Below are 25,931 nucleotides of genomic sequence, written 5' to 3' on the forward strand. Positions count from 1 at the left end.
ATTTTGTGATTGTAAAGATTCGATAAAGCTACGAGGGGTTATACCCCCTATAAGTTATAGTGAAATATATATAGATGCACCCTGATGGCTTTCCCGTTCCACAAGAGCGGGATTTTTATTGGAAAAATATTGTATTAAGTTTTAATACACCTGGTAGAGATAGAATTGGTGGAACATTTGCCTAAAACGATCGCCCGATGCAAAAATAGCACAGCTAAAGCAAAAATGATGGTTCCGAGCGATCGAACATCCGCCTTAACTCTGCGAAATAACCCAAAGGCGGTAGCATAGTGTGGGAACCGACATCAATGGAAGATCAACTTAGCGTTCACAACAGCGCTGCAACAGGGCGAAGATACCATAATTAATAGTTGATTGGACTCTAATTTTTGAAGTTTTAATGTGAGTTAGAAAACAATTAAAAACCCGGTTTCTGCTTAAAGAAATCGGGTTGTTGAAATCGATTGTGAAGCGCGATTTGCTGTCTAAACTATTCGGAAAATAAAAGGGTAGCGGTAAGGTTGGTTAGGAGTTTGCAAAACGTGGAGGATAGCCATTATTGTCAGTCCCCAGTGTAGCAGATAACCTAGGGGCACTAGGATAAAGCCAGCAAGACCGAAAGTGACGACAGTTAACGCCACAATTACGGCGCTGTACACCCATACATTAAGGTGAAAATTGATCGCTTCTGTGGCATTTTCTTTGACAACGGGGTCATCTGATACTAACAATACAGCGATCGGCGCTCCGATCGAGAACAGTAACGTGCTGAAAAAAATCGCCCCGTGGCACACCAGTGATAGCAGCTTCCGTTTGTCAGAGTCGTACATATTACTTTTCCTTGACTTTATTGATAATTTTACCTTTAATAGCAACTGTAGCACAGGCTATAATGGCGATCGGGTGATGATTCCCCTACCTAATTGTGATGACAACAGAACTCGAAACTGAACTGCTAACTGCTGTTGAGCGCCGGCGCAACTTTGCTATTATCTCGCACCCCGACGCGGGGAAAACTACTTTGACAGAAAAGCTGCTGCTGTACGGAGGTGCAATTCACGAAGCAGGTTCTGTGAAAGCGCGGCGGGCCCAGCGACACGCTACGTCTGACTGGATGGCGATGGAACAGCAGCGGGGAATTTCTATTACTTCTACTGTTTTGCAGTTTGAGTACAAAAAATATCACATTAATCTGCTCGATACTCCGGGACACCAAGATTTTAGCGAAGATACTTATCGAACTCTGGCGGCGGCTGACAATGCAGTGATGCTTGAGGATGCTGCTAAGGGTTTGGAACCGCAAACTCGGAAGTTATTTGAAGTTTGTAAGCTGCGAAGTTTGCCTATTTTTACTTTCTTTAATAAGCTCGATCGCCCTAGCAGAGAACCTTTGGATTTGTTGGACGAAATTGAGAAGGAATTGGGGTTGCAGACTTATCCGGTAAATTGGCCTATAGGTACGGGCGATCGCTTTAAAGGTGTTTTCGATCGCAGGGCGCGCAAAATTCACTTATTCGAGCGGGCTAAGCACGGTTCTCGTGCTGCTGTTGATACCGTCATCGAATTGGGCGATCCGCGCATTGAAGATTTGTTGGAACAAGACCTTTACTATCAGCTCAAAGAAGAGTTAGAACTGCTGGATGAGTTGGGAACTGAACTCGATTTAGATTTAGTTCGGGCTGGAAAAATGACGCCAGTTTTCTTTGGCAGCGCGATGAGCAATTTTGGGGTCGAACTGTTTTTAGATGCGTTTTTAGATTACGCTATGAAGCCGATCGCCCGCAAGAGCAGCGCCGGAGACTTGCCCCCAACTTATGAAGACTTTACCGGGTTTGTGTTTAAGTTGCAAGCGAATATGGACCCGCGACACCGCGATCGGGTGGCGTTTATTCGGGTTTGTACGGGCAAGTTTGAAAAGGACATGAACGTGACTCACGCTCGCAGCGGTAAAACGGTGCGTTTGTCAAGGCCTCAAAAGTTATTTGCTCAGGATCGCGAGTCGATCGAGGTTGCGTATCCGGGCGACGTGATCGGTTTGAACAATCCGGGAGTATTTGCGATCGGGGATACTATTTACACCGGTCAAAAACTGGAATATGAAGGGATTCCCTGTTTTTCTCCCGAACTTTTTGCTTTTTTGAGAAATCCCAATCCTTCTAAGTTTAAGCAGTTCCGCAAAGGCGTTTCGGAGTTGCAGGAAGAAGGCGCAGTGCAAATTATGTACTCGGTTGATGAGTCGAAACGCGAGCCAATTTTGGCGGCAGTCGGACAGTTGCAATTTGAAGTTGTGCAGTTCAGAATGCAGTCGGAATATAATGTGGAAACGACGATCGATATGTTGCCTTACAGTGTAGCTCGTTGGGTTGACGGCGGTTGGGATGCGCTGGAAAAAGTTGGGCGGCTGTTTAATACGGTGACGGTGAAAGATACTTGGGGAAGGCCGGTTTTGCTGTTTAGAAATGAGTGGAATTGCCGCCAGGTGGAAGGGGAGCATCCTGTTTTGAAGTTAAATGCGATCGCCCCTGTGGTGTCTGGTTTGGCTGTTAGCGAGGAGTAGGGCTTACGCATGGAACCCAGAAACCGGGTTTTTTTACGAGAAGACGCATTACACACCGTAAATTCGGTAAAAAACCCGGTTTCTTTGTCGGAGTGCGTAAGTTATGTGAATGATTAAAGAGATGAAGGAGGCGATCGAAACTATCTCGAAGAAAAGGAGGAAGAGTAATGCAAAAATACATTGTTTTTCAAGCTGAGTCAGGTGAAGATGAAGGCTGGAGACAGAGAAAACTCCAACACAGCCAAGCTCTAACTTTTATCATTGCAGAAAACTGGGATTCTTCTGAGGAACCGATTCCTGAACCGGGATATCGCCCTGTAGAATTTGTGCGGGTGGAGTCAGAACACGATCCAAACGAGCACGCGCACAATACTCATTATCGCGTCAGCGATTGGGAAGTTGTACGGGTGCAAACATACACGCCTGATATTCCAACTCCGATGAGCGACTATGACGTAATTGTGATGTGTTACTGTCGGTATAGCCCGATCGATGCTCCTCTGAAATCGATGCCGAAACGACAGGTATCGATCGATTCTTTTGGTGGCGATGAAGTGGCTTACAAGCAATACCTGGAATCGGAAAAGGGCAAGAATTATGCGCCATCAGGTATCAAGTCTTAGGGCTGACGCGCGGGTGGTCAGAAACCGGGTTTTTCCCTTGAATAATTCGTTGTGATGCGTAGATTCTGCCAAAAACCGGGTTTCTTTGTCGGAGTGTCGCCCAATTCGTAAGGTGCGTCAGTTGGAAAACCCTAATTTTTATGAGTAAACTGAAGACTGATGCACCCTACAAGCTTATCTCAAACGTTCTAATAACTCTTTAGGTGAGAGAATTGGTAAGGTCGCGCCGGCGAAATCTCCTGCATCGCGGGTTACAATCGCCTCCAAGTTATCTGACAGCGCACAAGCTAACTGCACGGCATCTTCAAAATCGGTTAAATTAGATGCAAATGCTATTTCCAAAACGTGGCGATCGACGGCAGATACTTTCATTAATGCTAGTGTTTCAGCAATAGCTTGCCTAGCGCGATCGAGGCTGCGAGTTTGCCTTCTGACAATATAGAAGATATTTGTTAAGGTTGTTGCCGTTACATATCCCTCAATTTGCTCATTTTCAATCGCCTCAAATAAAGCATCAGCATCCTCTACAAACGGTTCTCGTTCTAGCAAACTATCGAGGATAATGTTGGTGTCTATTAATACCTTCATTTTAGGTATTTCTCCACCAAACGTTCTTCTAGCATGGCTGCCACTTCGGCATCTGTTGGAGGTGGCGTATCGGTTTTTGCTAGGCCTCTGAGTCGCTTGGCCGCACCTTTGCGATCGGGCCGCAATCTGAGTTTAATTTCGGCATCTGTTGCGGGTGGTGCATCAGTTTTTGCTAGCCCCGTCATGGGTTCCACAAAGTCATCTAGCAGAGGTTGGCGGGGTCTGAGTTCCTGTCTGATGGACTCAACAATCGCGTTGACTAGAGCTAATCTGTCGGTAACTGATAGTTTGTGGGCTTCTCGGCTTAATGGCAGCCAAGGAATTTGCGGTATTTGGGATTCGTTCATATTTATATTTTGATATTTTCTGGGTCTATTTTAGCAAATTTAGGCCTGACGCGCGGGTGGCCAGAAACCGGGTTTTTTCGATAATTCTTGGTTGTGATGCGTAGATGCGGCCAAAAACCAGGTTTCTTTAAACGTTTTTATTAAAACTGAGATGTTGCACCATTCTCCATTACTTGTTTAGGAACAGGCATCTTGCCTGTTCCACAAAGAGTGAATTTTCTTGTGGAACAGGCATCTTGCCTGTTCTTGAGAATGGTGCAAGATATGAGTTAAAATAAACTGATAATACCGCTATTAGGAGTGTCACTTAAAACTGCGATCGCATCATAGTTCTCTCTTAGTAGCCTCTCGATATCCCGCGTCGAGCAATTTCCGCGCCGTATCCAAATTACCTTCGGAGGAAATCCCAACAATAGACTCAATTCGCTAAAATCCGCATCCTTGGTAACGACAATATAGTCATGCTGACGAGCATACTCCCAAACTTCGCGATCGGGTGCGGTAGGTAATCCAATTGCATCAACATGAGCGGAATCTGGATAAATATCAGCAAGGAGATTGACAAGACGAGGAGAGAGATTTTGGTCAAATAACAGTAGTTTCATCACCCAACAACTAACATAAACTGCTCTCGTTTAGCTGCGAAACTCAAGCAAGCTAAAATATCCTGTTGGGTGAGATAGGGAAAATCCTCTAGGATTTCTTGATAAGTCATCCCAGAAGCGAGATATTCCAACACGTCATAAACCGTAATTCTCATACCTCGAATACAAGGTTTACCACCTCGCTTACCCGGTTCGATCGTAATGATCTTAGCGATGTCTTGTTCTGACATGGCATTTTTCCTTTAGCTACTGTTTTCAATTTTAGCATCAAAAAATAGCGATCGGTACTTACCCCGCAGTTTCTTTGAGGGCTGACGCACGGGTAGCCAGAAACCGGGTTTTCCCTTGAATAATTCGTTGTGATTCGCAGATTCGACCAAAAACCCGGTTTCTTTGTCGGAGTGCGTAAATCCTGTGAACTTTCGGTGTAAGTTAACTCGACACATCCTCCTCCTTAATGCGGCGTTTTTACTCCTTGCGATCGAGCTAACTGCTGACAGTATCCTCACCAAAATTATTGAGAGATTCTTGCAGCGCATCGCGGCCACTGCGAACAGAATCGCGATTAGGAGCAATGGCTAAAGAGCGATCGAACATTTCCAGCGCCTCTTGCCAATTCTTGAGTGCTTCCTGTCTCTCAAATAATTTTTCTTGCAAATCACCCAGACATCGCAGCGCATTTCCTTTGTTGGTGAGAGCAGCGATATAATCCGGTGCAATAAGTAAAACAGAATTCAAGGCTGCGAGCGCCTCAAAGCAAGACTGTTTTGCCGCCTCAAATTCACTTAGCTGTGCTTGCAATTTACCCAGGCTTAACAGCGCCTTCCCTTTGTTGTTGAGAACACCGAGATCATCCGGTGCAATAAGTAAAACAGAATTCAAGGCAGCGATGGCCTCAAAGTAAGACTGTTTTGCCGCCTCAAATTCACTTAGCTTTGCTTGCAATTCACCCAGACTTTGCAGCGCATTCCCTTTGTTGTGGAGAGCAGCGATATCATCCGGTGCAATAAGTAAAGCAGAATTACAGGATGCGAGCGCTTCAAAGTAAGACTGTTTTGCCGCCTCAAATTCACTGAGCTTTGCTTGTAATTCACCCAGACTTCGCAGCGCATTCCCTTTGTTTTTGAGAGCAGCGATATCATCCGGTGCAATAAGTAAAGCAGAATTACAGGCTGCGAGCGCTTCAAAGTAAGACTGTTTTGCCGCCTCAAATTCACTTAGGATTGCTTGCAAATTACCCAGACGTAGTAGCGCAATCCCTTTGCTGTTGAGAGCACAGATAAAATCCGGTGCAATAAGTAAAGCAGAATTACAGGCTGCGATCGCCTCAAAGTAAGAAAGTTTTGCTGCCTCAAATTCACTGAGCTCTGCTTGCAATTTACCCAGACGTAGTAGCGCAATCCCTTTGCTGGCGAGAGCATTGATAAAATCCGGTGCAATAAGTAAACCAGAATTATAGGCTGCGAGCGCCTCAAAGTAAGACTGTTTTGCTGCCTCAAATTCACTTAGCTTTGCTTGCAATTTACCCAGACTTTGCAGCGCATTCCCTTTGTTGTTGAGAGCATTGATATCATCCGGTGCAATAAGTAAAGCAGAATTATAGGCTGCAACTGCCTCTAAATATTCTTGTTTTGCCTCTACATATCGAGCAAACTGAGCATAGTAATCTCCCTCCGATCGCGAAACTCTACCAAGCCAATAATCACTTTTAATCCACAACTCATCTCTAACTTCCAGCAGCGACTTGCATTCCCCATAGCGACTTTTTTCCAAAGCTTCATCAAACACCTCTTTCCATTCTTCTACACCTCGCTGCCAATCCAAGCGATTAGCATGAAAAATTGCCTCCGCCACATTCCCCACTTCTCGGTAATGCCGCTCTAAAATTTCATGAGCTTTGCGAGTTTTCGGATCGTCCCGATCGGCATCCAATCGTCGCAATAAATCGTGAATCCGATACCAGTTATCCCCCCGCTTCTGCGATTTCCACACAAAGGAAAAACCCGTCAACATCTCAAAATTTGCACTGCTTGCCTGGAAGTGGCAACCCGATCCCAATTTCACGTACAAATCTTCATCAAAAGCGCGGCTAGCACTCAGCGAATGCACGGCAGATCGCACTTCGCGATCGACATAACTGAGCAACCGATCTGTTAATTCCGCAGTCTTGTTTTCCAACTTCGGAATCCGCGCAAAATCCGACGACATCAACTCAATTCCCCGCTTTCTTTCTGCCAGCACCGCATCCGTGCACAAACCCAAATAAAACGGATGTACCTGCAAATTTTCCCAAGGATCGTCGGGATTGACGCTGGCATATTTAATCACAGCATCTGCCAAATCTGTCTTGTCAATCTTCACTTTGTGCAAGTAATCCCTCGCATCATCCGGCGACAAATGCCACACCAATTGTGCATCTATATAATCTTCAGGAATCGGAAACCTCGACGCATTCGGCCACCGCAATTGCGTCACCGGACACTCTCGCCCCGCCACAACAACTACAATCCCCAATTTGTAATCCAAGGCCCTCAACAACCGCCGAAACCACTCATCTTGATACCAAAAAGTTGCGCCTTGAGAATTGCGTTTTTCATCCCACATTTTCTCGTGAGTATCGAACAGCATCACGAGGCGATCGGGTTTATTTTTGCCAGCCATTGCCGCATTCAAATCCCCAGCAAACAATTTCGGCAAATAGTCGGTTAACTCAGTATCAATATCTAGACGGCGAATTTCCTCCGCCTTTTCATCGCTGACGCCCAAGCGATTTTGAATTAATTTCATCGCCCGCTTAATCCCGCCCAATTTATCTATCCCTTTGAGCACCGCTACAGCTTGCGCCACCACCGGAAAATCTGCAAAAGTTTCAATTATAGGTACCACCAATTCCGCCATATCATCGGGGAAAAGTTGGTTGAGAGTTGCCTGTGATTCGCCTTTGTTCAGCAAATACCAAAAGCAAGCAAAGTCATAATTTGGAAATTTAAATTTATATTTCTTAGTGGCTGCTGCAATATTGCGCCGCAGCATCAGCAAGCCGTAAAATCTATCTTGCGGTTTATCTTCTTTAATCGGTATCAATCCGAAATCGTGCCTGACTGCGGGGATGGGAGTGTAGGTTTTAGCTGCTGCATAGCGGACGAAATTAGCAACTTCGGCGGCTTGCGAGTCAGGGAGTTCGCGCCATTTTTGCCACACCTCCGGTGCAAATCTTTTGCAGCAGTGAAACTCCAAGTGTTTTAGCAGCAATGACTTGCCGTTGCCTCCATCCCCGAAAAAATACAAAATTTGTTCTGGAGGCGGGTCTTCGTTTAAATAAAAGGCAAATCGGCGGGTAAATTCGTATCTGTCGGTGAAGAGTTGGAGTTTGCGATCGTCCCCGATTGATTCGCTTTCAAAATCTTCGTCGTCAATTGGCATAAGTGTGCGGGTGAGGTGTTAATTTAATTATAAGCAAAAATTAGATTGAATCGGCGATTGAAATCGCTTCTTGTCAAACAAAGTCCGCCTTCGCGGACTAAGAGATAAAGGAAGTATTTAACCCGGATTTAGCATAAATCTTCAGTCTTCATAGCGAAGACTTTAACTTTGAGGCAGGGGTTTAAACTCCTGCCCGATCGCAACGATCGTCCGCTGAGAGTGGCCGAAAGTTTGACTATTAAGCGGTTTCAACCGCCGAAGAAACTGCAACAAATGGTGACAGAGAAATATAGCTGTGTTAGAACAGCTATCGATCGACCAGCCAAGCTATCTTAGAAAGGACGCTAGCGAAAGCACAGTCATGGCACCTCCCACTAATCCAAATCCGGCGGATTCATCTGCAAAACAGTCTCTAGAGGCTGGGCTAGCAGCTTTGAAACAGCAGGATTACCCCACCGCGATCGCCCTTTTAGAATCCGTTACCCAAACCGCCGCCAATCAGTCGTCGGGAATCCGCGCGCAGATGGGGTTAGTGGCTGCGTACAAAGCCACCGGTAATGTCAAAAAGGCGATCGCCCTGTGCTCTTCCCTCGCCAAAAGTCCCAACCCTCAAGTCAAAACTTGGGCCGATCGCGCTTTAACAGAATTAACCCCCCCTCGCCCCCCAAAACCACCGGAAAATAAACCAAAATCCGCAGAAACTCCCCCCGAAACAGGCTTTGTCGCCTTTGATGCCGGAACAAAATCACCGAAAAAATCGATTGGGGGCGATGGCTTACGCCCCGCTTCGCTACGACCGACCGCAGATAAAAAAACAGGATTTTTACCTTTAGAGCCGACTGTAGGGTCTGGAAACGCCAAATCGCAACATATTTACCCGCCACCTCCACCCCCCACAGGCCAGACTTCCGAACCGGAAAACTCGACAGAAACCGCACCCGATACCGCAGAAATTAGCGGCGAAAATAGTTCCGGTTCCCCAACAGATATCCCCGGAGTCGCCAGCCCAGATACTTACCAACTCACTTGGCGCGACACCGGGCGCGCCAAAAGCCCGCGCCCGCTCAAACCGCTGAAGTTGCTGGAGTTTCGGATACAAGCCGTTGCAAGTGCGATCGCCCTATTTTTCCTAGCCCGGTTTGTCCTGCAACTCCTGCTGACAAACACTAATTCTCTGTTGGTTCAGCTTTACATATTCAGTAGACTGCCTATTTTCGCGCCGATTCAGCTTTTTTACCGCGATCCAACTCCGTTTGTTCAGATGGTTTTTGGATTGCTTTTGGCCTCGTCTCCCTGGCTGATAGACGCGCTGCTGAAACTTTTTTGCGGCATCGAAACCCTGCGCGGGTCAGTTTTATCCAAGCACAGCAAAGAAGCTAGCCGGGTACTGCGAAGTTATTGTAGCAAGCAAAATATGCCGGTGCCGGTGCTGAAACTCTTGCCGCTGAATGTTCCTGTAGCTTTCAGTTACGGCGGTTTGCCCCGTTTTGCTCGGATTGCTGTGAGTCGGGGGCTGTTGGAACAATTGACGGATGATGAAATTGCTACTATTTTCGCGCGGGAGTTGGGCCATATCTCTCACTGGGATTTTGCGCCGATGTCGCTGGCGCTGCTGGTGATTCAGATTCCTTACTTGATTTATTGGCAGGTGGCGCACTGGCAAGAGCGGTTGTGTGATTTAATGACGATCGAGTTTTTGCGTTCTGCTGTCAAATTTGTGGCCGCTGCAATTTCTGCTACGAGTTATGGGATTTATAAGTTGTTGCGCTGGCCGATGTTGTGGCTGTCGCGCCGCAGAGTATATTTTAGCGATCGCACTGCTGCGGAAATTACGGGGAATCCTAACGGTTTGACGCGGGCATTGTCTAAAATTGCGATCGGCATTGCTGATAATATCGAACAGCAAAAACAAACTAGCTTTTTCCTGGAAAGTTTCGATCTATTGTTACCTGTAGGCGTTGGACAAGCTGTAAGCCTTGGTTCTGCTGCATTACACGCGCCGCTAGAACAGATTTTGCTGTGGGATGTCAGCAATCGCGAGCGCAATTGGTTGACGGTTAACCGCGCGCATCCTTTGCTGGGAGAGCGTTTGAAGCTGTTGGCTCTTTATGCTCAATTCTGGAAGCTAGAGACAGAGTTAGATTTGGCAAACGCGGGAGTGCCAGAACAACCCCGCAAAGGAAAATTGTCTCTGTTGAAGTCAATACTCGAATTTAAAGACTCAAAACTATTTTTACAGGGTGCGCCGTTTTTTGGAATTCCGATGAGTTTGGCGATAGTCGGGGTGCTTTGGCTGATTGGGGGGATTTTTTCGAGGACGAGTATCTGGCAGTTGGATTGGCTGTGGGGCGATCGATCGATTCTTTGGGGCTGTTTGCCGATCGGATTTAGCATCGGTACTTTGATGCGGATCAATTATTTCTTCCCGGATATTATACCGCGAGAAACCGCTTCGCCGAGTTTGCCGGAAATTTTGTCAAATCCCGATAGTTTGCCGCTGGATGCTGAACCGGTGCGGCTGGAAGGGCAACTTTTGGGTCGATCGGGTATGAGTAATTGGCTGGGACAAGATTTGATTTTGCAGACGGCGACGGGTTTGGTGAGGTTGCACTATGTTTCGAGGTTTGGCTACCTTGGCTCTTTGTGGCCATTTTTGTTCAAAGAGACTACTCGCCCTAGCGATTTGATCGGAACATCTGTTGTGGCGACTGGTTGGCTGCGCCGGGGTGCTACTGTGGCGATCGACCTTGAAAGTCTCCGCAGTCAAGGAGGGAGGATTAGTGACAGCGGACATCCGATTTGGTCTGCGATTTTGGCTTTTGCTGCTGCAATTTGGGGCGCATACATCATTATCCAGGGCCCAAGGTGAGGAATAGTTGTCCGATTGTGGGGTGGATCTCACATCTTGCACCATTCTCAAGAACAGGCAAGATGCCTGTTCCACAAAGAGTGCATTTTCTTGTGGAACAGGCATCTTGCCTGTTCATAAACAGCTTATTGAGAATGGTGCAACATCTCAGGTGAATCGGTCTCAACGGGCAGCCTCGATCGGTTTTGAGTTAAACAGCGGATGGGCGATGTTCTCGGTGCTGGTGGCGCAGCCTACTATCCATTGGTGTCAACGTAACGTCAAACGTAGTACCGGTCTGCTGTTTGACGATTAGGGTTCGATCGCCCCTAGCCAAGGGCGGGCACGGGGGCACCGCCCCTACTAAGGGGGGGGACAAGAAATATCCTCAAAGTCAACCCCTACTCCCCTTATTAAGGGGGATTTAGGGGGATCTAGACTTAGGTAAAAGCGAGATTTATCAGGGGTTTCAGCCTTAAGTTGACACTAATGCCTACAGTCTTCTTCCTTCTTGCCTCTTCCTTCGTAAAGAAAAGTTGCTTTTTTGCCAGCATTCTGTTACATTAGTTTACAGCAATTGGATTGAACCAAACAGCGCGATAACTTTAGTTGGCTAAAATCCCATAAGGCATTGCGTAAAAATTGTCAACATCCCAACACAGCAAGTACAGCCAGCCGCTTGTCGGCTGTTTTTTTTCGATCGCTATTTTTGCTGTGCCGGATGAATTCTCAAAAGTGATTCAGATGTGGTTTCCGTTAAATTCAGACTGAAATCTTCCTAAATAACTAGCTCTGTTACCAAGGCTGTGATACCTTTAAAGAATGCTCGGACTCTGCCGGGCCGGATTTAAGGGATAGCGGGTAAGTGAGTAGTTCTCAGCATTAGGAGCGAGATTAGGAACGAGGTAAGATTACTGGCTGAAAAAATGTTAGCCATTTTATCCATCACTGTATTAAACTGAATACTGGCATTCCGATCGCTTACAATTGACATCCTTGGACATAAATTTCTAGACGGCGCTGGCTATAAACATTCTGAATCAAAACCGGAAGCAAGTAATACAGAATAGCCAATAGCCTAAACATTTGAGTGATGACTAAAAGTTTACACAACAACCTGAGATTTAAAAGCTCTCTGCATCGGCGGTTAAGTTCCGGCCTTATCAGAGTAAATCATCTTTTTGTTCTAAAAGGTGGGGGGAGCTGTCAAGGTTGGTGGGAGGAATGCGCCAATTCTCCGGTTATGTGGTGTTTCCCTGAAGTCAATATTCAGTTGACTTCAGGTAATTCTGTTCGAGCAAATTAATTAAAATCCAAGTCGGGAGGAATTTTTCATGTCTATTCGTCTTTATGTTGGCAATCTACCCAAGGAACTCGATCGCCAAGAATTGCAAGAAGTTTTTGCACCGGAGGGCGAATCTGTTACCACCAAGGTAATTACAGACCGCAAAACTGGAAAATGCAGAGGATTCGGTTTTGTGACGGTGCTAACCGACGAACAAGCCGACCAAGTTATTGAGAAATATAACGGCTTGATGTTCAAAGAAAACCCGCTGAAAATAGAGAAGGCATTGCCCCGCTCTAAGGGTAAATCTGAGAAGGGCGAAGACGATCAGCAGTCGCCGCAGTCACCGCAGTTGGTGTCGGCATCGGCGTCTGTGCCTATGCCTGTACCTGCGCCACAGCAACAGCAGCGCTCGGCTCCCCCTAGTCAAGGTGGAGGCGGTTCCAGCAAAAGCAATCGCCGTCGGGGTGACAACAACAAGTCTCGCCGCAATCAGTCAGCAGCAACGGTGTCGAGCGCTGATTCCGGCTCGGTGCAGCCAGATCCGCGCTGGGCGAGTGCTCTGGAAGAGCTCAAGCAAAGATTGGTGGAAGCTCAGACTACTAATTAGTCGAAAATGGCGGCTAATTGCTGCTGCCTCTCGACTGTGGTTGACTGAATGTATCTGGAAGTGCGATCGAGAAGGGGTCAAAAAACCCTGTTCTCGATCGCACTCTTTTATGGTAAAAAACCTCTAATATCTAGCAGTGCGGTACAATAACCGCGATCGGGCAAGTAATGAAAACTCAAGTCTTCACTACCAACCAGTTTGATTTTGGTCGATCGACCGGACATGATGTAATATCCTGAGAATGGTTGGCAAAAAACCCGGTTTCTCTGAAAATATAGAGTTAACCAGCGAAACATTTAGAAAGAAACCCGGTTTTTAGCTCCCCTAAATAATTCCTGGTTATTCGATCGGCCCAAATTCAATTGTCTCAATAAACTCAAAAATCTTGTTCATAATTCCCTCAACTTCAGACTCCAGGGAACCCAATTCATCCCCCTCCTGATAAATTCGTTGACAGCTTACCGTGTAGCAAAAATCGTCAGCAATAAAAGCCATAAGTCCCCGGTAAGCATCCAACCGAGTCAGAGGGCCATCGTTTTCTTGAACGCTGATAGTTGCACCCCCAGGCAAATCTAAAACCACGAAATAAGCTTCTTCATCTTCTAAATATTCTGCGTGGAGTAACTTAGAATTGGGAACATTAGCAAGAATTGCCTGAGAAACAAAATTGTCGAGAAAAGACTTGAGATAACCTTCCTCGCCAACCGACTCGATTGTTTCTTCCACTTCACCAGCAACAGGGAAATAATCTATTTTCAGCAAAACGCCAAAGTCGTCTGAAAATGCGACACAACCTTCTTGATCATCAATTTTACCGCCTCGTTCCTCGTCAACTGGAATGGGAACGCTAAAATTGCCTTCAGGAGATACGTACCATGCGGCATCGAAATCAGACTCTTCGCCCTCTACTTCCGAGTAAGCAGCAGTTACATCCTCAATAATTTCTGCTGCTTCCTCGTCTTCCACACCTAATGCTTGCTGGAATTCCTGAAGAAAAGCCTGGTGCTTCTGAGATATTTCGCCATCTGCGACAAACATTGCTGCGGTTATTGCAAAAGTATCCAATACTAACTCATCTGGCATGGATTCGCAAGCAGTATTAAATAATGCTCCTAAACCGTCTTGGGCCACAATACCGGCGAGTCTTTGAAACATTGCTGACATATCATCTTCCGAGTATTCAGCAAATATTTCGGATTCCCAAAGTATGCTTTCTAAGATATCAGCATCCGTATCAGGGGAATTGGCCTCCGCTGCCACAAATGCTACCGCTGCTACGCATTCTTCTAAAGTCAAGCTTGCTTCGGATTGGTCTTCTGAATTGAATATTTTATCAAACTTGCCCACAGGTTTTGCCCCGCTAGTGTTTAGTTTTGCTATTCATAGCAAATTTATGACATAAAAAGATAGTAGTCAGGGATACATTTACTTTTTGCAAAATTCCCCCAGTCAATGTAGGGTGCGTCTAGCCTTACACCTTACCACTGGTGAATATCAAATCTCCAATTAATTTACCAAGGACTGCCAATTATTGTGAATCCGGCCCAAAACTTCGGGTGTGAGAAATCTGCATTTGGTACTTGTGCCGATTGAGTAAGGTCGATCGCGCCTTGAGTTCCCCGCAATTGACCGTCTTTTACTACAATTTGTTTGTGGATCATTGCCAGTTGAGCTTTTCTGAGCGCTTCAGCTTTAATTGGCTGCGATCGCAAATTGCCATAAAACTGCGTCATCAGCGCTAAAGTGGCGACATTCTTAAGCCTGTAAGGTCGATCGCCCTTAAATCCTATAGTCCTGGACGCATCCAAACCAAAAAAAACCGGTTTTTTGCGGTTTTTGCTGTTAGTCAGCCCAATAACACGACTCCCGCGCCCGCACTCAGCTTACAACAGTCAATAGCAGCGACTTATCCAGGTAGTTTGACAGTAAATTCTGCCAATACTATCCCCAATGACATCTTGCTAAACGGCGGTTCAATTCCAATGATGAACAGCTTTAGCGGCATCGATGATGACATTCTCATCTACGACTCTAACAGATTGTTAACATCTCTAACCAGCGCTCAAACTCAGCCAATTCTTCCTTTGCAAGCTGCGAGTGTTAGTGGTGCGATCGATCTTACTGCTAATACTTCTGGTAAGGAAGCTGACCTTTTACTCAATGCGAATCCGAGTCCCATTCAGCTACCAACAAGTAGCGATTTAAGTGGCACTTCTACCTTGTAGTAATTGTAGATGTGGTTGAGGGCGATCGAATAGATAAAAACCCGGTTTCTTGAAGAAACCGGGTTTTTTGCAGTACCTTCACAAACCTGTATCAGTTGTGCCTCACGATTAACCTCCGGGTTACGTCCACACAGGTAATTTTTGCGGTCTAACGATTGAGCTCAACGGCGGTTAGCAACGCTGGCATCCCCACCGAATATCTTTATTCCGCCGTTGCAATGATTTGTTAGGTAGCTGGCAACGCATCATCAGAGCCTTCTCCATTACCTTGAATTGCTACCCAAGGAAGTTTTGAATACTGATCTTTGATCTTTTCTAACTCATCTAGTGCTTGCAGGAAAAATCTTTTGATAGCTACCACATGGTCTTCTTCAGAAAGAAAGTCCTGTAAACTTTTGTCTCGAACTATTCCTGCCCAGTCTTTTGAGCTATCTAAGTTATAACCCCTCCAGCCGTACTGTTCGCAAATATCTTTCATCGCTTCAATAATTTCTGCTCGACGCGGTGAATTAGGATCTACTTCAAGTACGAGACGTACTATTGGGTAATCAGTTAAATGTGATGTCTTTAAAATAAAGCCTAGACCACACCACCATCTTCCACTTGGCATTGAGGCAGTCATTAAATACCGCCCATGCCATTGAACCTGGGTAAGAGCTGTAGACTTTTGCTTAATTGCTCCCAAAACTTTCTCAAAGCGCTGACTGACTTCTCCCCACATTGTCTCTTCCATGAGTTTTAGTGATTTTGTGAAATTTGCTAATGCAATCACGTCAATAGAAGAGAACTGATTGTTATGTGCCATGCGATACTCATCCATAAATGTCACAATTTCTTGAACAAGCATTGTATCTGCCTGAGATTTCAAAAATCGATAGAACTGATGCCATCTCAATTGCCTAAACTGAACGGTAGATTGAGAAATATTCTTAAAAATATCTTCTTGATCTTTTGGGTCAAAATCACGAGTAATGTACAAAAGAAATTTGTGCTGGAACCCTGAAATTCCATGCAAAATCTCGGCATACCTTGAAAGCTGTTCGTAGCCTTCCTGAGAGCCAATCTTACTTTCGACAAAGATGATGCTACGACTTTTAGTATCTACTAGCTCAATTAAGATATCTGGGCGGCTAGCTAAACGATGATCACCAAGAGGCTCAAACTCCCTCTGTGTTGAAACATAGGCATCCAAATAAATATTTATATCCAATAAGTTTAAATTCTTGAGCCAAGAATAGAGAATTTCCTTATCTGTACTGAAGAGGTAAGCGACCAACTCAGTGAAGAAATCTTCTAGCGGAATACTACCTGTATTGAGATTTAGGAGCCGACTGAAAAGCGCCACTAACATTCACCTATGTTTTACTCTCAACAAGTGAGTTTACCGTACTATCCTAGCTAGCAGATTAAGCTACCTAACTTATAATTGTACCGCAGATGCGGTACAATTACATTTTTAGATGGCTTATCCCGCATATCTACGGTTTAAACTCCGAACATTCTCAACAGCTTGTTGTCTGCTTTGATTTTAACTCAAAAAATAAACCACCCCGATCGCCCTGCTAGTTAGAAAAAGTGACACGATCTTGTAAACTTACATAAATTACCTCGATCGATTTGAGATTTAAGGTTGACAATCCTTATGCTCAGAGTTAGGAATTTTTTGAGATATTTTTCTGCTAGAGCTGGTTTAAGAGTTCTGTGGGGGAGTAAATGGGGAGGTTGCTACCAATGAAGTCTTTCCGATCGCGGGTGACGATCGCATCAAGTCGATCAAGGGTCGCACAGGCGAGTTGGATACTGTCTTCAAAGTCTTTCAAGCCAATGCCCAGAGCAGTTTCGACGGTTTGACGATCGACAGCACAAAATCGGAGTCCAGTTAGTAGACGATGAATGGCAGCAAGGGCGACTTCACGACCTTCGGTTTTACGAATGATGTAGAAAATATTGGTGATGGTAGTTGCGGCGATATAGCCTTCTAAGTTGCCCCGTTCAATTTGCTCGAAAAGGGCGATCGCATTCTCGACAAAGGGTTCCCGTTCCAAGATTAAGTCTAGGACGATGTTGGTATCGATGAGAATTTTCACGGGATGGCTTACTGGTATTTTTGGATGAGATAGTCCGTATATTCTGTTTGCAGTTCCTCGTCGCTAGGGGCTGACCCAGAATGTTTGGCGATGCCCCGAAGTCCGGTGAGGGTGCCAGGAGGGATAGCCTGTTGAGAAGTGGCGAGTTGTTTTTGCTGGAGAAATTCAGCGAAGTGGAGGACTTCGTTGATTTGGCTTTCTGGGAAAGTTTGGATCAGTTGATAGAGTCTTTCGGCGGCTGTCATGGCTTTTAGGGGGTGGGTGGGCTTTATCGCCTCCTAATACAACTTTGAAATCTTACTCCGATCGCCCTGCCGGTGAGAAAAAGTGACATAATTTTGTAAAGACTTGCAAATGGTAAATTGTCGAGCTAGAAGAAAAAGCGATCGCGTGTCTATCAGTCACAATACCGGAAATCACTACTCACCCGCTCCATCACACCGCCGAAAGAAGCCGCTACATTATAACCGATGCGGATGCCAAAGAGTCGTGCATACGGAGACTTTGCTTGGAGGTTTTTAGCTGCTTGTAGCCCTGTTCGATCGACTTCACAGTCACCTGTCTCAACATTGATGATGACCATTTTGCCAATATTTTCCTCTATCTCAACCTTCTTACGAATTCCGCCCTCATAGATTCGATAGGCACGTTTCGCAACTTCTTCACTGCTCAACAGGATTGCTTGCATATATTGATTCCCGATCGCTAGGCTTTTCTGTGAATCCTTCTATGATAGCGCACGGACAAGCAGGGCGAACATTGCGGTTAATTCACTAAATTTGTTTTATTTTCCCAAAAGCAACTCTAACCCATAATAAGATGTCACGGAAAAACCTATTACTCTTGTGACGAAAAGGAAGGAAAAACCGATGGCTGAATATCGATTAACGCCCGAAAGTACCACCACGTAAAAGTAGTTGTTTCCCTAAACCGCGTTCACTTAGAAAACAATAAAACTCCTGATGCAGCATTAACAAAACTGCTAGAACGTTGCAGTCCACACCCAAGGTAAAAAACCCGGTTTCTTTCGTCGGAGTGCGTAAGTCCTGTACTGAATTAATCGCCGATGTAAAGTCTTGTTACAAGTTACTTGACACCAGGAACTAAATCTATACTATCACTGACTATAATTGGGTAAAAAATAAATTTGTAGGGGAAATTCCATGCAAAAACTAACTCGAATTTTATTCACTACAGCTTTAACCCTAAGTATCTTGTGTTCTCCCACAGCAGCTTTCGCCAAAGCAAAAATTCAGATAGCCATCCTTTTAGATTCTAGTAATAGCATGGATGGACTGATTGACCAGACTCGTACTCAACTTTGGCAAGTTGTTAATTTTTTAAATAAAGTAACCAAAGATGGCGAAGTACCAGATTTAGAAGTTGCTCTGTACCATTATGGTAATGACAGCTTACCTTCCTCAGAAGGTTTTGTGAGATTATTAACTGGATTTACTCGTGAATTAGATTTAGTTTCCGAAAAGCTATTTAGTATCAAAACCAACGGGGGTCAAGAATATGCTGGCTGGGTAATTCGTTCGGCAATGCAAGAATTAAACTGGAGTAAAAATCAGGAAGATTTTCGCGTGATTTTTATTGCGGGTAATGAACCATTCGATCAAGGCCCAATAGTTTGGAATCAATCGGTCAATCTCGCGGTTAAAGGAGATACTCTCGTTAATACAATCTACTGTGGTTCAGCCGAAAGTCAGGAGCGACAACTTTGGGTATCAGGAGCAGATTTAGCAAAAGGCAGTACCTTCAACATCAATCAAAACCAACAAATTGTGGTAATTAACTCTCCTTACGACGACGAAATTTCTACTTGGAATACTAAACTCAATCAAACCTACATTCCCTACGGTAGAGAAGGAAGAATAGGACAACAACGTCAGGCTGTTGAAGATAGTAATTCTGGCACAAGTTTTGCTTCGCGTAGTGCCTCCAAAGCTTCTGAATACTATGATAATGCTTCTTGGGACTTGCTGGATGCTCTCGAAAACGGAACAGTTAAACTAGAAGCAATATCAGATGATAATTTACCAGAAATCATGCGAGGTATGACGCTAACAGAAAAAAGAGCATATGTAGCTGGAAAGAAAACAGAAAGAGAGGCGATTAAAAAGACGATCCGCGACTTATCTCAAAAGCGTGCAGCATATATTGAACAACAGCGCCAATCTAGTACCAATAGTGGGGAAAATACTCTTGATCGCGTAATTATTCAAAGTCTCCGTCAGCAATTAGCCGCTAAAGGATTCAAGCTTAATTAAAAGAACGCAGACAAAAATTCATCTGCGTTCATCTGTGTTTATCTGCTAATATCTGCGGTTAAAAACGCCCCATCAAACTACTTCGCCGCAGGTAAAGACAACTGAGGCGAAGTTTTAGCATAGCTTCCATTTTCGGGAATCGCATCCTGTTCCTGCGAAAGCAAAAACTCGCGAATAACCCTAGCAACTGCTCTTTGAGCTAAACCGCCGACTACTTTCTGGCCCATATTCTGCACTTCCGGTTTCACCAACAACTGCGGAAGTAGCTGCAATACTTTCATCCCGTCAAAACCGGGAGTTGATTGCAAAATATCCCAAATCCGCTTGATGTGTTCTAAGTTTTTTTGTTCAGTTGGTGAAACCACAGGTTGATTTGCCTTGAGTCCAAACCATTCGCCGACGACTGCTTTGGCGTTAGCAAAAGCATTGCTCGAAAGTGTGTCAAGACTTTTAACTAATTCCAGGACAATACGATCGCGAATGAAATCTCCTCTTTCGGAAAATAAATATTCTAATGCTTGGTTCAAGAGTTTGCTGACATCGTAATCCTCGCTCTCGCGGGCATTGTTGAGCAAGTTTTCTAAGCGGTTCCAGCGGAATTCGCCTTGTTTGAACAGCAAATCTTGCAGGGATGCTCTCAATTCCGGTGCGGGGTCGCTCAACAGCCGTTTTGCAACGTAAGGATAGGCTTTGCTCAACACTTTGAATTCTGGATCGACATTAATGGCAATCCCTTCTAACGTAACGAGCGATCGAATAATCAAAGCATAGTAAGCTGGAACCCTGAAAGGATATTCGTACATCACCGCCGAAAGCTCGTCAGTAATGCTTTTGAAATTGAGTTCGGCAACGCTAGCACCCAAAGCATTGTTAAATACGCCCGCCAAAGCTGGAATAATTGGCGTTAAATCAGTGTCGGGAGTTAAAAACTCCAACTTCACGTAATCTTTTGCTAAACCTTCAAAGTCGCGGTTCACCAAATGCACCACAGCTTCCAACAAGCCGTACCGCTGATAAGGCTTAACTTCGCTCATCATCCCGAAATCGAGATAAGCTAATTGACCGTCAGGAGTTGCCAAAAGATTGCCGGGATGCGGGTCGGCGTGAAAGAAACCGTGTTCTAGCAGTTGTCTGAGAGAACACTGCACACCCACTTCAATTAAGTAAGGAGCATCGATTCCTTGAGCTTTCACGGCTTCTAAATTCGTGAGTTTGATGCCGGTGATCCACTCCATTGTTAAGACGCGGCGGCGGGTATATTCCCAGTAGATGCTGGGAACATAAATGTCTTTGATGTGGCCGTAGAGTTGGGCAAACCGTTCGGCATTTTGACCTTCGTGGGTGTAGTCCATTTCTTCGTAAATTCGCTCGCCCAACTCGTCCATAATGCTTGCGAGGTCACTGCGAATTATTTTGAAGTTGTTTTGTGCCCAAACTGCAACGCGCCGCAGGATGTAGATATCTAAGCCGATGTTCTCGGCTAAACCGGGTCGCTGGACTTTGATTGCGACTGTTTCTCCGGTTTTGAGTTTGCCTTTGTAGACTTGTCCGAGGGAAGCTGCGGCGATCGGATCGGGGCTAATTTCTGCGTAGATGTCTTTGGGGTGGGCGCCCAATTCTTCTTGGATGAATTGATATGCTACTTCGTTGGGAAATGCTGGCAATTGGTCTTGCAGCGTTGTTAGTTCTTCTAAATATACTGGCGGTACTAAGTCGGGGCGTGTTGAAAGTGCTTGTCCGATTTTGATGAAAGCTGGGCCGAGTTGGGCCAGAATTTCCCGCAGTCGGACGGCGCGACGCTTTTGGTTGGTGGCGGTACGACCTGTTTTGCTGTCGAACCACACACTGAAGGCAAAGCTAAAAAATGTCCAAACAACGCTCGACAGCCTTCCCCAGACTTGTAGAGGTCTATTTCGGTACAGGGCTGCGATCGCCACTGGATCGTACCGAACAGCATCTCCTGCTAACTCGAAAGCTATGTCTCTGGCTGATTTGAGCCGATCGTCCGTTACGACATCCGTCTCTAGTGATACTGGTACTGCTTGCAGGGGAATTGTATTTGCATCTTGGAGATTGCCGAGTACAGCCTGAGTCCCTGAATTTACATAAGTTTGCGGGGAGGCTGGCGATACTGTCTTGACATTCATAAATCAGACCTAGTGTGAAGCATTGTAAATATATTGTAACAATTTAAGGAAGAAGACCCTTCTTCCTTCTTATATACTTACTCGCCGCTGGATCTTTGGAGTCGATCGCGAATGCCTGATAGTTGCGATTGGCTGCTGACGGGCGATCGAGGTTGGGGCATTTCGGTATCGGGCCAGTTCGGTAAGTCGTTACAGGGACAGAACTCCGGGGGCATTCCGGTTTGTTGGAACACTACGGGCATAGCGCAGCGCGCGCAGGGACTGATTTCCCAAGCTGGTGTCAGCAGTTTGGCAATTGTTTCGTTTGTGCCGTCGAGGTAACAGTCTCCGCTGTCGCGGGAGATGATTTTTTGCCAGCACTCTTCAAATTCCTGGCTGTAGCGATCGCCCGCATTTACCGATTTGGGCAGCAGCGCTTCGGAACCGTTGTAAATTAATACTTTTTTGCCTAACTGAAACCAGTAAGCAATATATTTTCTTACTTCACTCTCTGATGCCATAACTTTTAGTCAACCCTTAAACTAATTGATTAGTTTAGACTTTTAATTTGAAATTAGCACTCTTTCTTAATAGACATTTTATCTTTTACATACTTTCAAAATTTGGCTATTCCTCATGTCAAATTGTTGGGCTGTTCCCCCTAGGGAGTAGGTTTTTTGACTGATTTATGTGAGTCTTTGGTTTTCAATCTAAATTAAAATTATACCTAATTTTCAGTTAAAATTGTCGTTCGGGAAACCGATATTTTTTCTCCCTTGTCAATTGGGACTCCGGCTGTTAATTTTTCGCTACTGGCGGCAGCGGCGTACCCAAAGCGCTGAGATTCAAGGCGTAACCTCCGGTGGCGAGATAAACAGTATCGGCGATCGCCCCGATGTGGCGCACGAGAGTGCCGAGGCGATCGCGAAACAGCCGCCCCGCCGGATAAGCAGGCACAACACCCCATCCGGTTTCTTCCCCTACTAAAATTACATCAGCCGCCGCCGACTTCAAACTAGCGAGCAAATCTTGCTGCGTAGTCGCCCAAACAGCAGCTTCTTGTTCCAAAAGATTTGCCGTCCAAGTTCCCAGAGAATCAATTAACAAGCAATCTGAGGGCTTGCCGGCTTGCACAACTGCCGATAATTCGATCGGCACTTCTAGAGTTGCCCAATCAACTGGACGGCGATTTCGGTGCTGATCGAGGCGGCGAACCCACTCCAAATCCGTTTCATCAACCTGACCGGTAGCCACATAGATTACTTGTTTTCCAGAACCCGCCGCCAGAGTTTCGGCCCATTCACTTTTGCCGCTTCGGGCCGGCCCAGTTACTAAGATTAATTGTCTCGATGTGGTGGGTTCTGAGTTACTCATTAGTCAGTCGATTTTAGATTTTAGATTTTAGATTTTAGATTTACTCCACAACAAATGATTTTGGGAGATTGAAGTTTGGTTAAAATTTTTGGGCTGCTCGCGACTAATGTCGTGGGCTTGTCTCCCTTCTTTGGGCGGGGTCACATACAAAGGATTAAACATAATTCCCAATTGCCAATTCCCAATTAGCAATTACCAATTATGATTTAAACGGCCAACTACCAAATGCTTTTTAAGCGATAATAGCATTGATGAGACAATATCAGAGTAAGTTGATCGAGAACCCCCGTATTTCCCAAGCTGTTATTTATGCCAGATCGTCCTCAGATATCAGCGATTATTTGCACCCACAATCGCGCCGCCTATTTAGGTGGGGCGATCGACAGCTTGCTGGTACAGGATTTTCCCGACAACTTTGAAGTAGTAGTAGTGGATAACGCTTCTAGCGATTATGCAAGCCCCGAAAGTTCGACTTCCCGCACCCGCGAGGTGGTAGAAGCAAGACAGGGCGATCGGCGCCTCAAGTACGTCTGGGAACCCGAAATCGGTCTGTCAGTAGCCCGGAACACCGGCGCTAAGCAAGCTCGCAGTGAAATATTAGCTTATCTAGACGACGACGCTATTGCTGAGCCGAATTGGCTCAGGGTGCTGCACGCGGCTTATCAAAACAATCAAAAACTCGCCGTAGCTGGTGGCAAAGTCAATTTGCTCTGGCCTTCGGGAGTCAGCCCGCCCGAATGGCTGTCACCCGGATTAGCCCAGAACTTGGGAGCATATGATTTAGGCGATACTTGCGTTTACGTGACTGCTGCCGGTTTGACTCCCAGGGGGGTAAACTACTCGATCCGGCGCGCTTTTCTCGAACAAATTGGCGGCTTCGATGTCAAACTCGGTAGAGTCGGCACAAAATTGTTGTCAAATGAAGAGTTGCGGGCCACAGAATTAGCTTTAGAGTTAGGTTGGCAAGTAGTTTATCTACCGGATGCCTTGGTGCTGCACAATGTCGCGACAGAACGGCTCAGCAAAGCTTGGTTTCTAGAGCGCGGGTGGTGGCAAGGCATCAGCGAGTGTTACCGGGAACAATTGTCCGATCGAGCCGGTATTGCTCAGCTTGGGCGGGGGGGTGAAAGAATATTGAGGGGTGTCTGGAAGTCTTTTAAATATATTAGAGATCCAGGGCTGCGCTTTGAAAATTTCGTTTTTGCCTGGGGTCAAATCGGTTATTTGAGCGCAGCCATCCGCGGCCTAATTTTTGCACCGAAATCGACCAGTAGGCATTAGGCTATAGGCAATATCCCTCGCTGATCAAGTCGTCGGCGCGGCTGTGCCGATCGCACTTCATCCACCAAAACTCGACCGCATTTAGGTTCAAGCACTCGATTATGACATCTAGTTCATCCAAGATTCCGGTTTCAGTTCTCATTCCGGCAAAAGACGAAGAACTTAATCTACCTGCGTGTCTGGCCAGCATTGCCAGGGCGGATGAAGTTTTCATGGTTGATTCCCAAAGTAGCGATCGCACGGTAGAAATTGCCATCAGCACCGGCGCAAAAGTAGTGCAGTTTTACTTTGACAACCGCTGGCCGAAAAAGAAAAATTGGTCATTGGACAACCTGCCCTTTCGCAACGAATGGGTATTAATTGTCGATTGCGACGAGCGCATTCCGCCGGAACTTTGGGACGAAATCGCGCAGGCGATCGAAGACCCCAATTTTGACGGCTACTACCTCAACCGCAAAGTCTTATTTTTAGGTCAGTGGCTGCGTTACGGCGGCCGATATCCCGACTGGAATTTACGTTTGTTCAAACATCAAAAAGGACGTTACGAAAACCTCGGCACTGAATCCGTCCCCAATACTGGCGACAACGAAGTTCACGAACACGTCATTTTAGCCGGTCAAGTCGGCTACTTAAAAAATGACATGATCCACGAGGATTACCGCGATTTATTTCACTGGATAGAACGGCACAACCGCTATTCTAATTGGGAAGCTCGTGTTTATTACAATATAATTGAAGGGCGCGACGACAGTGGTACTATTGGCGCTCACTTATTTGGAGATGCAGTGCAGCGGAAGCGTTTTCTCAAAAAAGTTTGGGTGCGGCTGCCTTTTAAACCAATGCTCAGATTTATTTTATTTTACTTCATTCAGCTCGGCTTTTTGGATGGGAAAGCTGGCTATATTTATGCAAGGTTATTGAGTCAATATGAGTATCAAATTAATGCAAAACTTTATGAATTGCGTTGTTGTGGCGGTCAGTTGAATGTGGCCGAACCTGAGCCTACTCTGTCGCCGCCAGTAGTTATCAGTCAGGAGACTGAAGTGAAATTGCCATAAGAGTATCTGTTAGTCCGCTTGGAGTGGACTTTGTTTGTGTAGACGCGGTTGAAACCGCCGGGTTTCGGTACAAAAGAAGTACAATTTATGGCAAAATAAGAATTACTCATTTAATCGATCGCCCTTATCCCAATGGCTATCGTTTGGCATTTACCCAGGAGCACCATTAACACTGGTACTTATTTACATAAGCACGAAAAAACAGGACAATTTTTGTCAGGATTGCTAAAGGCCCATCGCAGTAAAGCCAGCCCAGTAATGAGGTTCAGCAAAGGAAAACGGCTTGCGATTCAGTGTGCCATTCAGAGGAGCTTGATTGCGAGTTCGTTGGTTTGGGGACACTTACTCAAATGTTTGAGCGATTTCGGGTTTGAGGTCTTCTAAGACGGCTTCCAGCTTCTCTGATGTCAGATTCCGCAGCCATTGTTGTGCCTCATTGAGAGCAGTAACGGTTGACAAAGTTTTTATGTTTTCATAGAACCGAATCCGGTGATTCTTTTACGGTAGGCTTCTCCCAGATTATGTTGCGTTATTGCCCAATCTTGCTGGGGGGGTGACAAGATGGCTAAGAGCTAGACTGAATCTGACTTATAGCCCTCATCCCCCGTTGGTAAAAATAGC

General features: G+C 45.7%; 25 protein-coding genes. 9 read left to right on the forward strand and 16 right to left on the reverse strand.

Annotation, left to right across the window (positions count from 1 at the left end):
• Positions 1-485 precede the first annotated feature (485 nt).
• The gene (locus QUA83_RS13575; RefSeq protein ID WP_333067728.1) at positions 486-830 is read right to left on the reverse strand and encodes a DUF4870 domain-containing protein; all 345 of its coding nucleotides are present in this window, start codon (positions 828-830) and stop codon (positions 486-488) included.
• A gap of 98 nt (positions 831-928) precedes the next feature.
• Here QUA83_RS13575 and prfC point away from each other — a divergent pair, with 98 nt between their 5' ends.
• The gene (gene prfC / locus QUA83_RS13580) at positions 929-2,557 is read left to right on the forward strand and encodes a peptide chain release factor 3 (protein WP_333050296.1); all 1,629 of its coding nucleotides are present in this window, start codon (positions 929-931) and stop codon (positions 2,555-2,557) included.
• Between the two features lie 167 nt (positions 2,558-2,724).
• Positions 2,725-3,180, forward strand: coding sequence for a hypothetical protein (locus tag QUA83_RS13585; protein ID WP_333202986.1), 456 nt, complete (start codon positions 2,725-2,727; stop codon positions 3,178-3,180).
• Positions 3,181-3,354: 174 nt separating this feature from the next.
• Here the strand turns inward: QUA83_RS13585 and QUA83_RS13590 are convergent, their stop codons facing one another.
• From QUA83_RS13590 to QUA83_RS13610, 5 genes are all read right to left on the reverse strand, one after another.
• Positions 3,355-3,768: a PIN domain-containing protein gene (locus tag QUA83_RS13590; protein ID WP_333293647.1), complete on the reverse strand. Its 414-nt coding sequence runs from the start codon at positions 3,766-3,768 to the stop codon at positions 3,355-3,357.
• Positions 3,765-4,115, reverse strand: a complete 351-nt coding sequence (locus QUA83_RS13595) for a hypothetical protein (RefSeq protein WP_333293648.1) — start codon at positions 4,113-4,115, stop codon at positions 3,765-3,767. The genes QUA83_RS13590 and QUA83_RS13595 overlap by 4 nt, the downstream gene beginning before the upstream one ends.
• Before the next feature lie 269 nt (positions 4,116-4,384).
• Positions 4,385-4,720, reverse strand: a complete 336-nt coding sequence (locus QUA83_RS13600; protein ID WP_333293649.1) for a DUF5615 family PIN-like protein — start codon at positions 4,718-4,720, stop codon at positions 4,385-4,387.
• A complete protein-coding gene (locus tag QUA83_RS13605) occupies positions 4,720-4,950 on the reverse strand; it encodes a DUF433 domain-containing protein (RefSeq protein WP_242725088.1) in 231 nt (76 codons plus the stop codon). Before QUA83_RS13605 ends, QUA83_RS13600 begins: the two co-directional genes overlap by 1 nt.
• Positions 4,951-5,206: 256 nt before the next feature.
• On the reverse strand, positions 5,207-8,143 hold the full coding sequence (locus QUA83_RS13610; RefSeq protein ID WP_333293650.1) for a hypothetical protein: 2,937 nt from the start codon (positions 8,141-8,143) through the stop codon (positions 5,207-5,209).
• A gap of 295 nt (positions 8,144-8,438) precedes the next feature.
• Here QUA83_RS13610 and QUA83_RS13615 point away from each other — a divergent pair, with 295 nt between their 5' ends.
• From QUA83_RS13615 to QUA83_RS13625, 3 genes are all read left to right on the forward strand, one after another.
• A complete protein-coding gene (locus QUA83_RS13615) occupies positions 8,439-11,012 on the forward strand; it encodes a zinc metalloprotease HtpX (RefSeq protein WP_333293651.1) in 2,574 nt (857 codons plus the stop codon).
• A gap of 22 nt (positions 11,013-11,034) precedes the next feature.
• Positions 11,035-11,307, forward strand: a complete 273-nt coding sequence (locus tag QUA83_RS13620; RefSeq protein ID WP_333293652.1) for a hypothetical protein — start codon at positions 11,035-11,037, stop codon at positions 11,305-11,307.
• Between the two features lie 1,018 nt (positions 11,308-12,325).
• Entirely contained in the window at positions 12,326-12,886 is a 561-nt protein-coding gene (locus tag QUA83_RS13625; protein ID WP_333293653.1) for an RNA-binding protein, read from the forward strand.
• Positions 12,887-13,225: 339 nt separating this feature from the next.
• Here the strand turns inward: QUA83_RS13625 and QUA83_RS13630 are convergent, their stop codons facing one another.
• Positions 13,226-14,233 (reverse strand): tellurite resistance TerB family protein, encoded by a 1,008-nt coding sequence (locus QUA83_RS13630; RefSeq protein ID WP_333293654.1) that lies wholly within the window; start codon positions 14,231-14,233, stop codon positions 13,226-13,228.
• A gap of 164 nt (positions 14,234-14,397) precedes the next feature.
• Positions 14,398-14,694: a CHAT domain-containing protein gene (locus QUA83_RS13635; RefSeq protein ID WP_333293655.1), complete on the reverse strand. Its 297-nt coding sequence runs from the start codon at positions 14,692-14,694 to the stop codon at positions 14,398-14,400.
• 111 nt (positions 14,695-14,805) lie between these two features.
• Between QUA83_RS13635 and QUA83_RS13640 the strand changes: the two genes are divergently transcribed.
• Complete coding sequence (locus QUA83_RS13640) at positions 14,806-15,111, forward strand: hypothetical protein (protein WP_333293656.1); 306 nt, start codon at positions 14,806-14,808, stop codon at positions 15,109-15,111.
• 226 nt (positions 15,112-15,337) lie between these two features.
• On the opposite strand, the gene QUA83_RS13645 is transcribed toward QUA83_RS13640, so the two are convergent.
• From QUA83_RS13645 to QUA83_RS13660, 4 genes are all read right to left on the reverse strand, one after another.
• Positions 15,338-16,462: a hypothetical protein gene (locus QUA83_RS13645; protein WP_333293657.1), complete on the reverse strand. Its 1,125-nt coding sequence runs from the start codon at positions 16,460-16,462 to the stop codon at positions 15,338-15,340.
• Between the two features lie 328 nt (positions 16,463-16,790).
• Positions 16,791-17,198, reverse strand: a complete 408-nt coding sequence (locus QUA83_RS13650) for a PIN domain-containing protein (RefSeq protein ID WP_333293658.1) — start codon at positions 17,196-17,198, stop codon at positions 16,791-16,793.
• An 8-nt stretch (positions 17,199-17,206) separates the two neighbouring features.
• Positions 17,207-17,443, reverse strand: a complete 237-nt coding sequence (locus QUA83_RS13655; RefSeq protein ID WP_333293659.1) for a DUF2281 domain-containing protein — start codon at positions 17,441-17,443, stop codon at positions 17,207-17,209.
• A gap of 152 nt (positions 17,444-17,595) precedes the next feature.
• Positions 17,596-17,886 (reverse strand): hypothetical protein, encoded by a 291-nt coding sequence (locus QUA83_RS13660; RefSeq protein ID WP_333293660.1) that lies wholly within the window; start codon positions 17,884-17,886, stop codon positions 17,596-17,598.
• 475 nt (positions 17,887-18,361) lie between these two features.
• Here QUA83_RS13660 and QUA83_RS13665 point away from each other — a divergent pair, with 475 nt between their 5' ends.
• A complete protein-coding gene (locus QUA83_RS13665) occupies positions 18,362-19,471 on the forward strand; it encodes a hypothetical protein (RefSeq protein ID WP_333293661.1) in 1,110 nt (369 codons plus the stop codon).
• Between the two features lie 77 nt (positions 19,472-19,548).
• On the opposite strand, the gene QUA83_RS13670 is transcribed toward QUA83_RS13665, so the two are convergent.
• From QUA83_RS13670 to cobU, 3 genes are all read right to left on the reverse strand, one after another.
• Positions 19,549-21,618: an AarF/ABC1/UbiB kinase family protein gene (locus QUA83_RS13670; protein ID WP_333293662.1), complete on the reverse strand. Its 2,070-nt coding sequence runs from the start codon at positions 21,616-21,618 to the stop codon at positions 19,549-19,551.
• Positions 21,619-21,695: 77 nt separating this feature from the next.
• Entirely contained in the window at positions 21,696-22,118 is a 423-nt protein-coding gene (locus QUA83_RS13675) for a hypothetical protein (RefSeq protein WP_333293663.1), read from the reverse strand.
• A gap of 277 nt (positions 22,119-22,395) precedes the next feature.
• Complete coding sequence (gene cobU / locus QUA83_RS13680) at positions 22,396-22,971, reverse strand: bifunctional adenosylcobinamide kinase/adenosylcobinamide-phosphate guanylyltransferase (RefSeq protein WP_333293664.1); 576 nt, start codon at positions 22,969-22,971, stop codon at positions 22,396-22,398.
• Between the two features lie 309 nt (positions 22,972-23,280).
• Here cobU and QUA83_RS13685 point away from each other — a divergent pair, with 309 nt between their 5' ends.
• Entirely contained in the window at positions 23,281-24,252 is a 972-nt protein-coding gene (locus tag QUA83_RS13685) for a glycosyltransferase family 2 protein (RefSeq protein WP_333293665.1), read from the forward strand.
• A 1-nt stretch (position 24,253) separates the two neighbouring features.
• On the opposite strand, the gene QUA83_RS13690 is transcribed toward QUA83_RS13685, so the two are convergent.
• Positions 24,254-24,466: a hypothetical protein gene (locus QUA83_RS13690; protein ID WP_333293667.1), complete on the reverse strand. Its 213-nt coding sequence runs from the start codon at positions 24,464-24,466 to the stop codon at positions 24,254-24,256.
• On the opposite strand from QUA83_RS13690, the gene QUA83_RS13695 reads away from it, so the two are divergent.
• Positions 24,393-25,310, forward strand: a complete 918-nt coding sequence (locus QUA83_RS13695; RefSeq protein WP_333293666.1) for a glycosyltransferase family 2 protein — start codon at positions 24,393-24,395, stop codon at positions 25,308-25,310. The genes QUA83_RS13690 and QUA83_RS13695 overlap by 74 nt on opposite strands.
• The last annotated feature ends 621 nt before the right edge of the window (positions 25,311-25,931 follow it).

This window comes from Microcoleus sp. K1-B1, assembly GCF_036704705.1.
Classification (GTDB): Bacteria; Cyanobacteriota; Cyanobacteriia; order Cyanobacteriales; family Microcoleaceae; genus Microcoleus.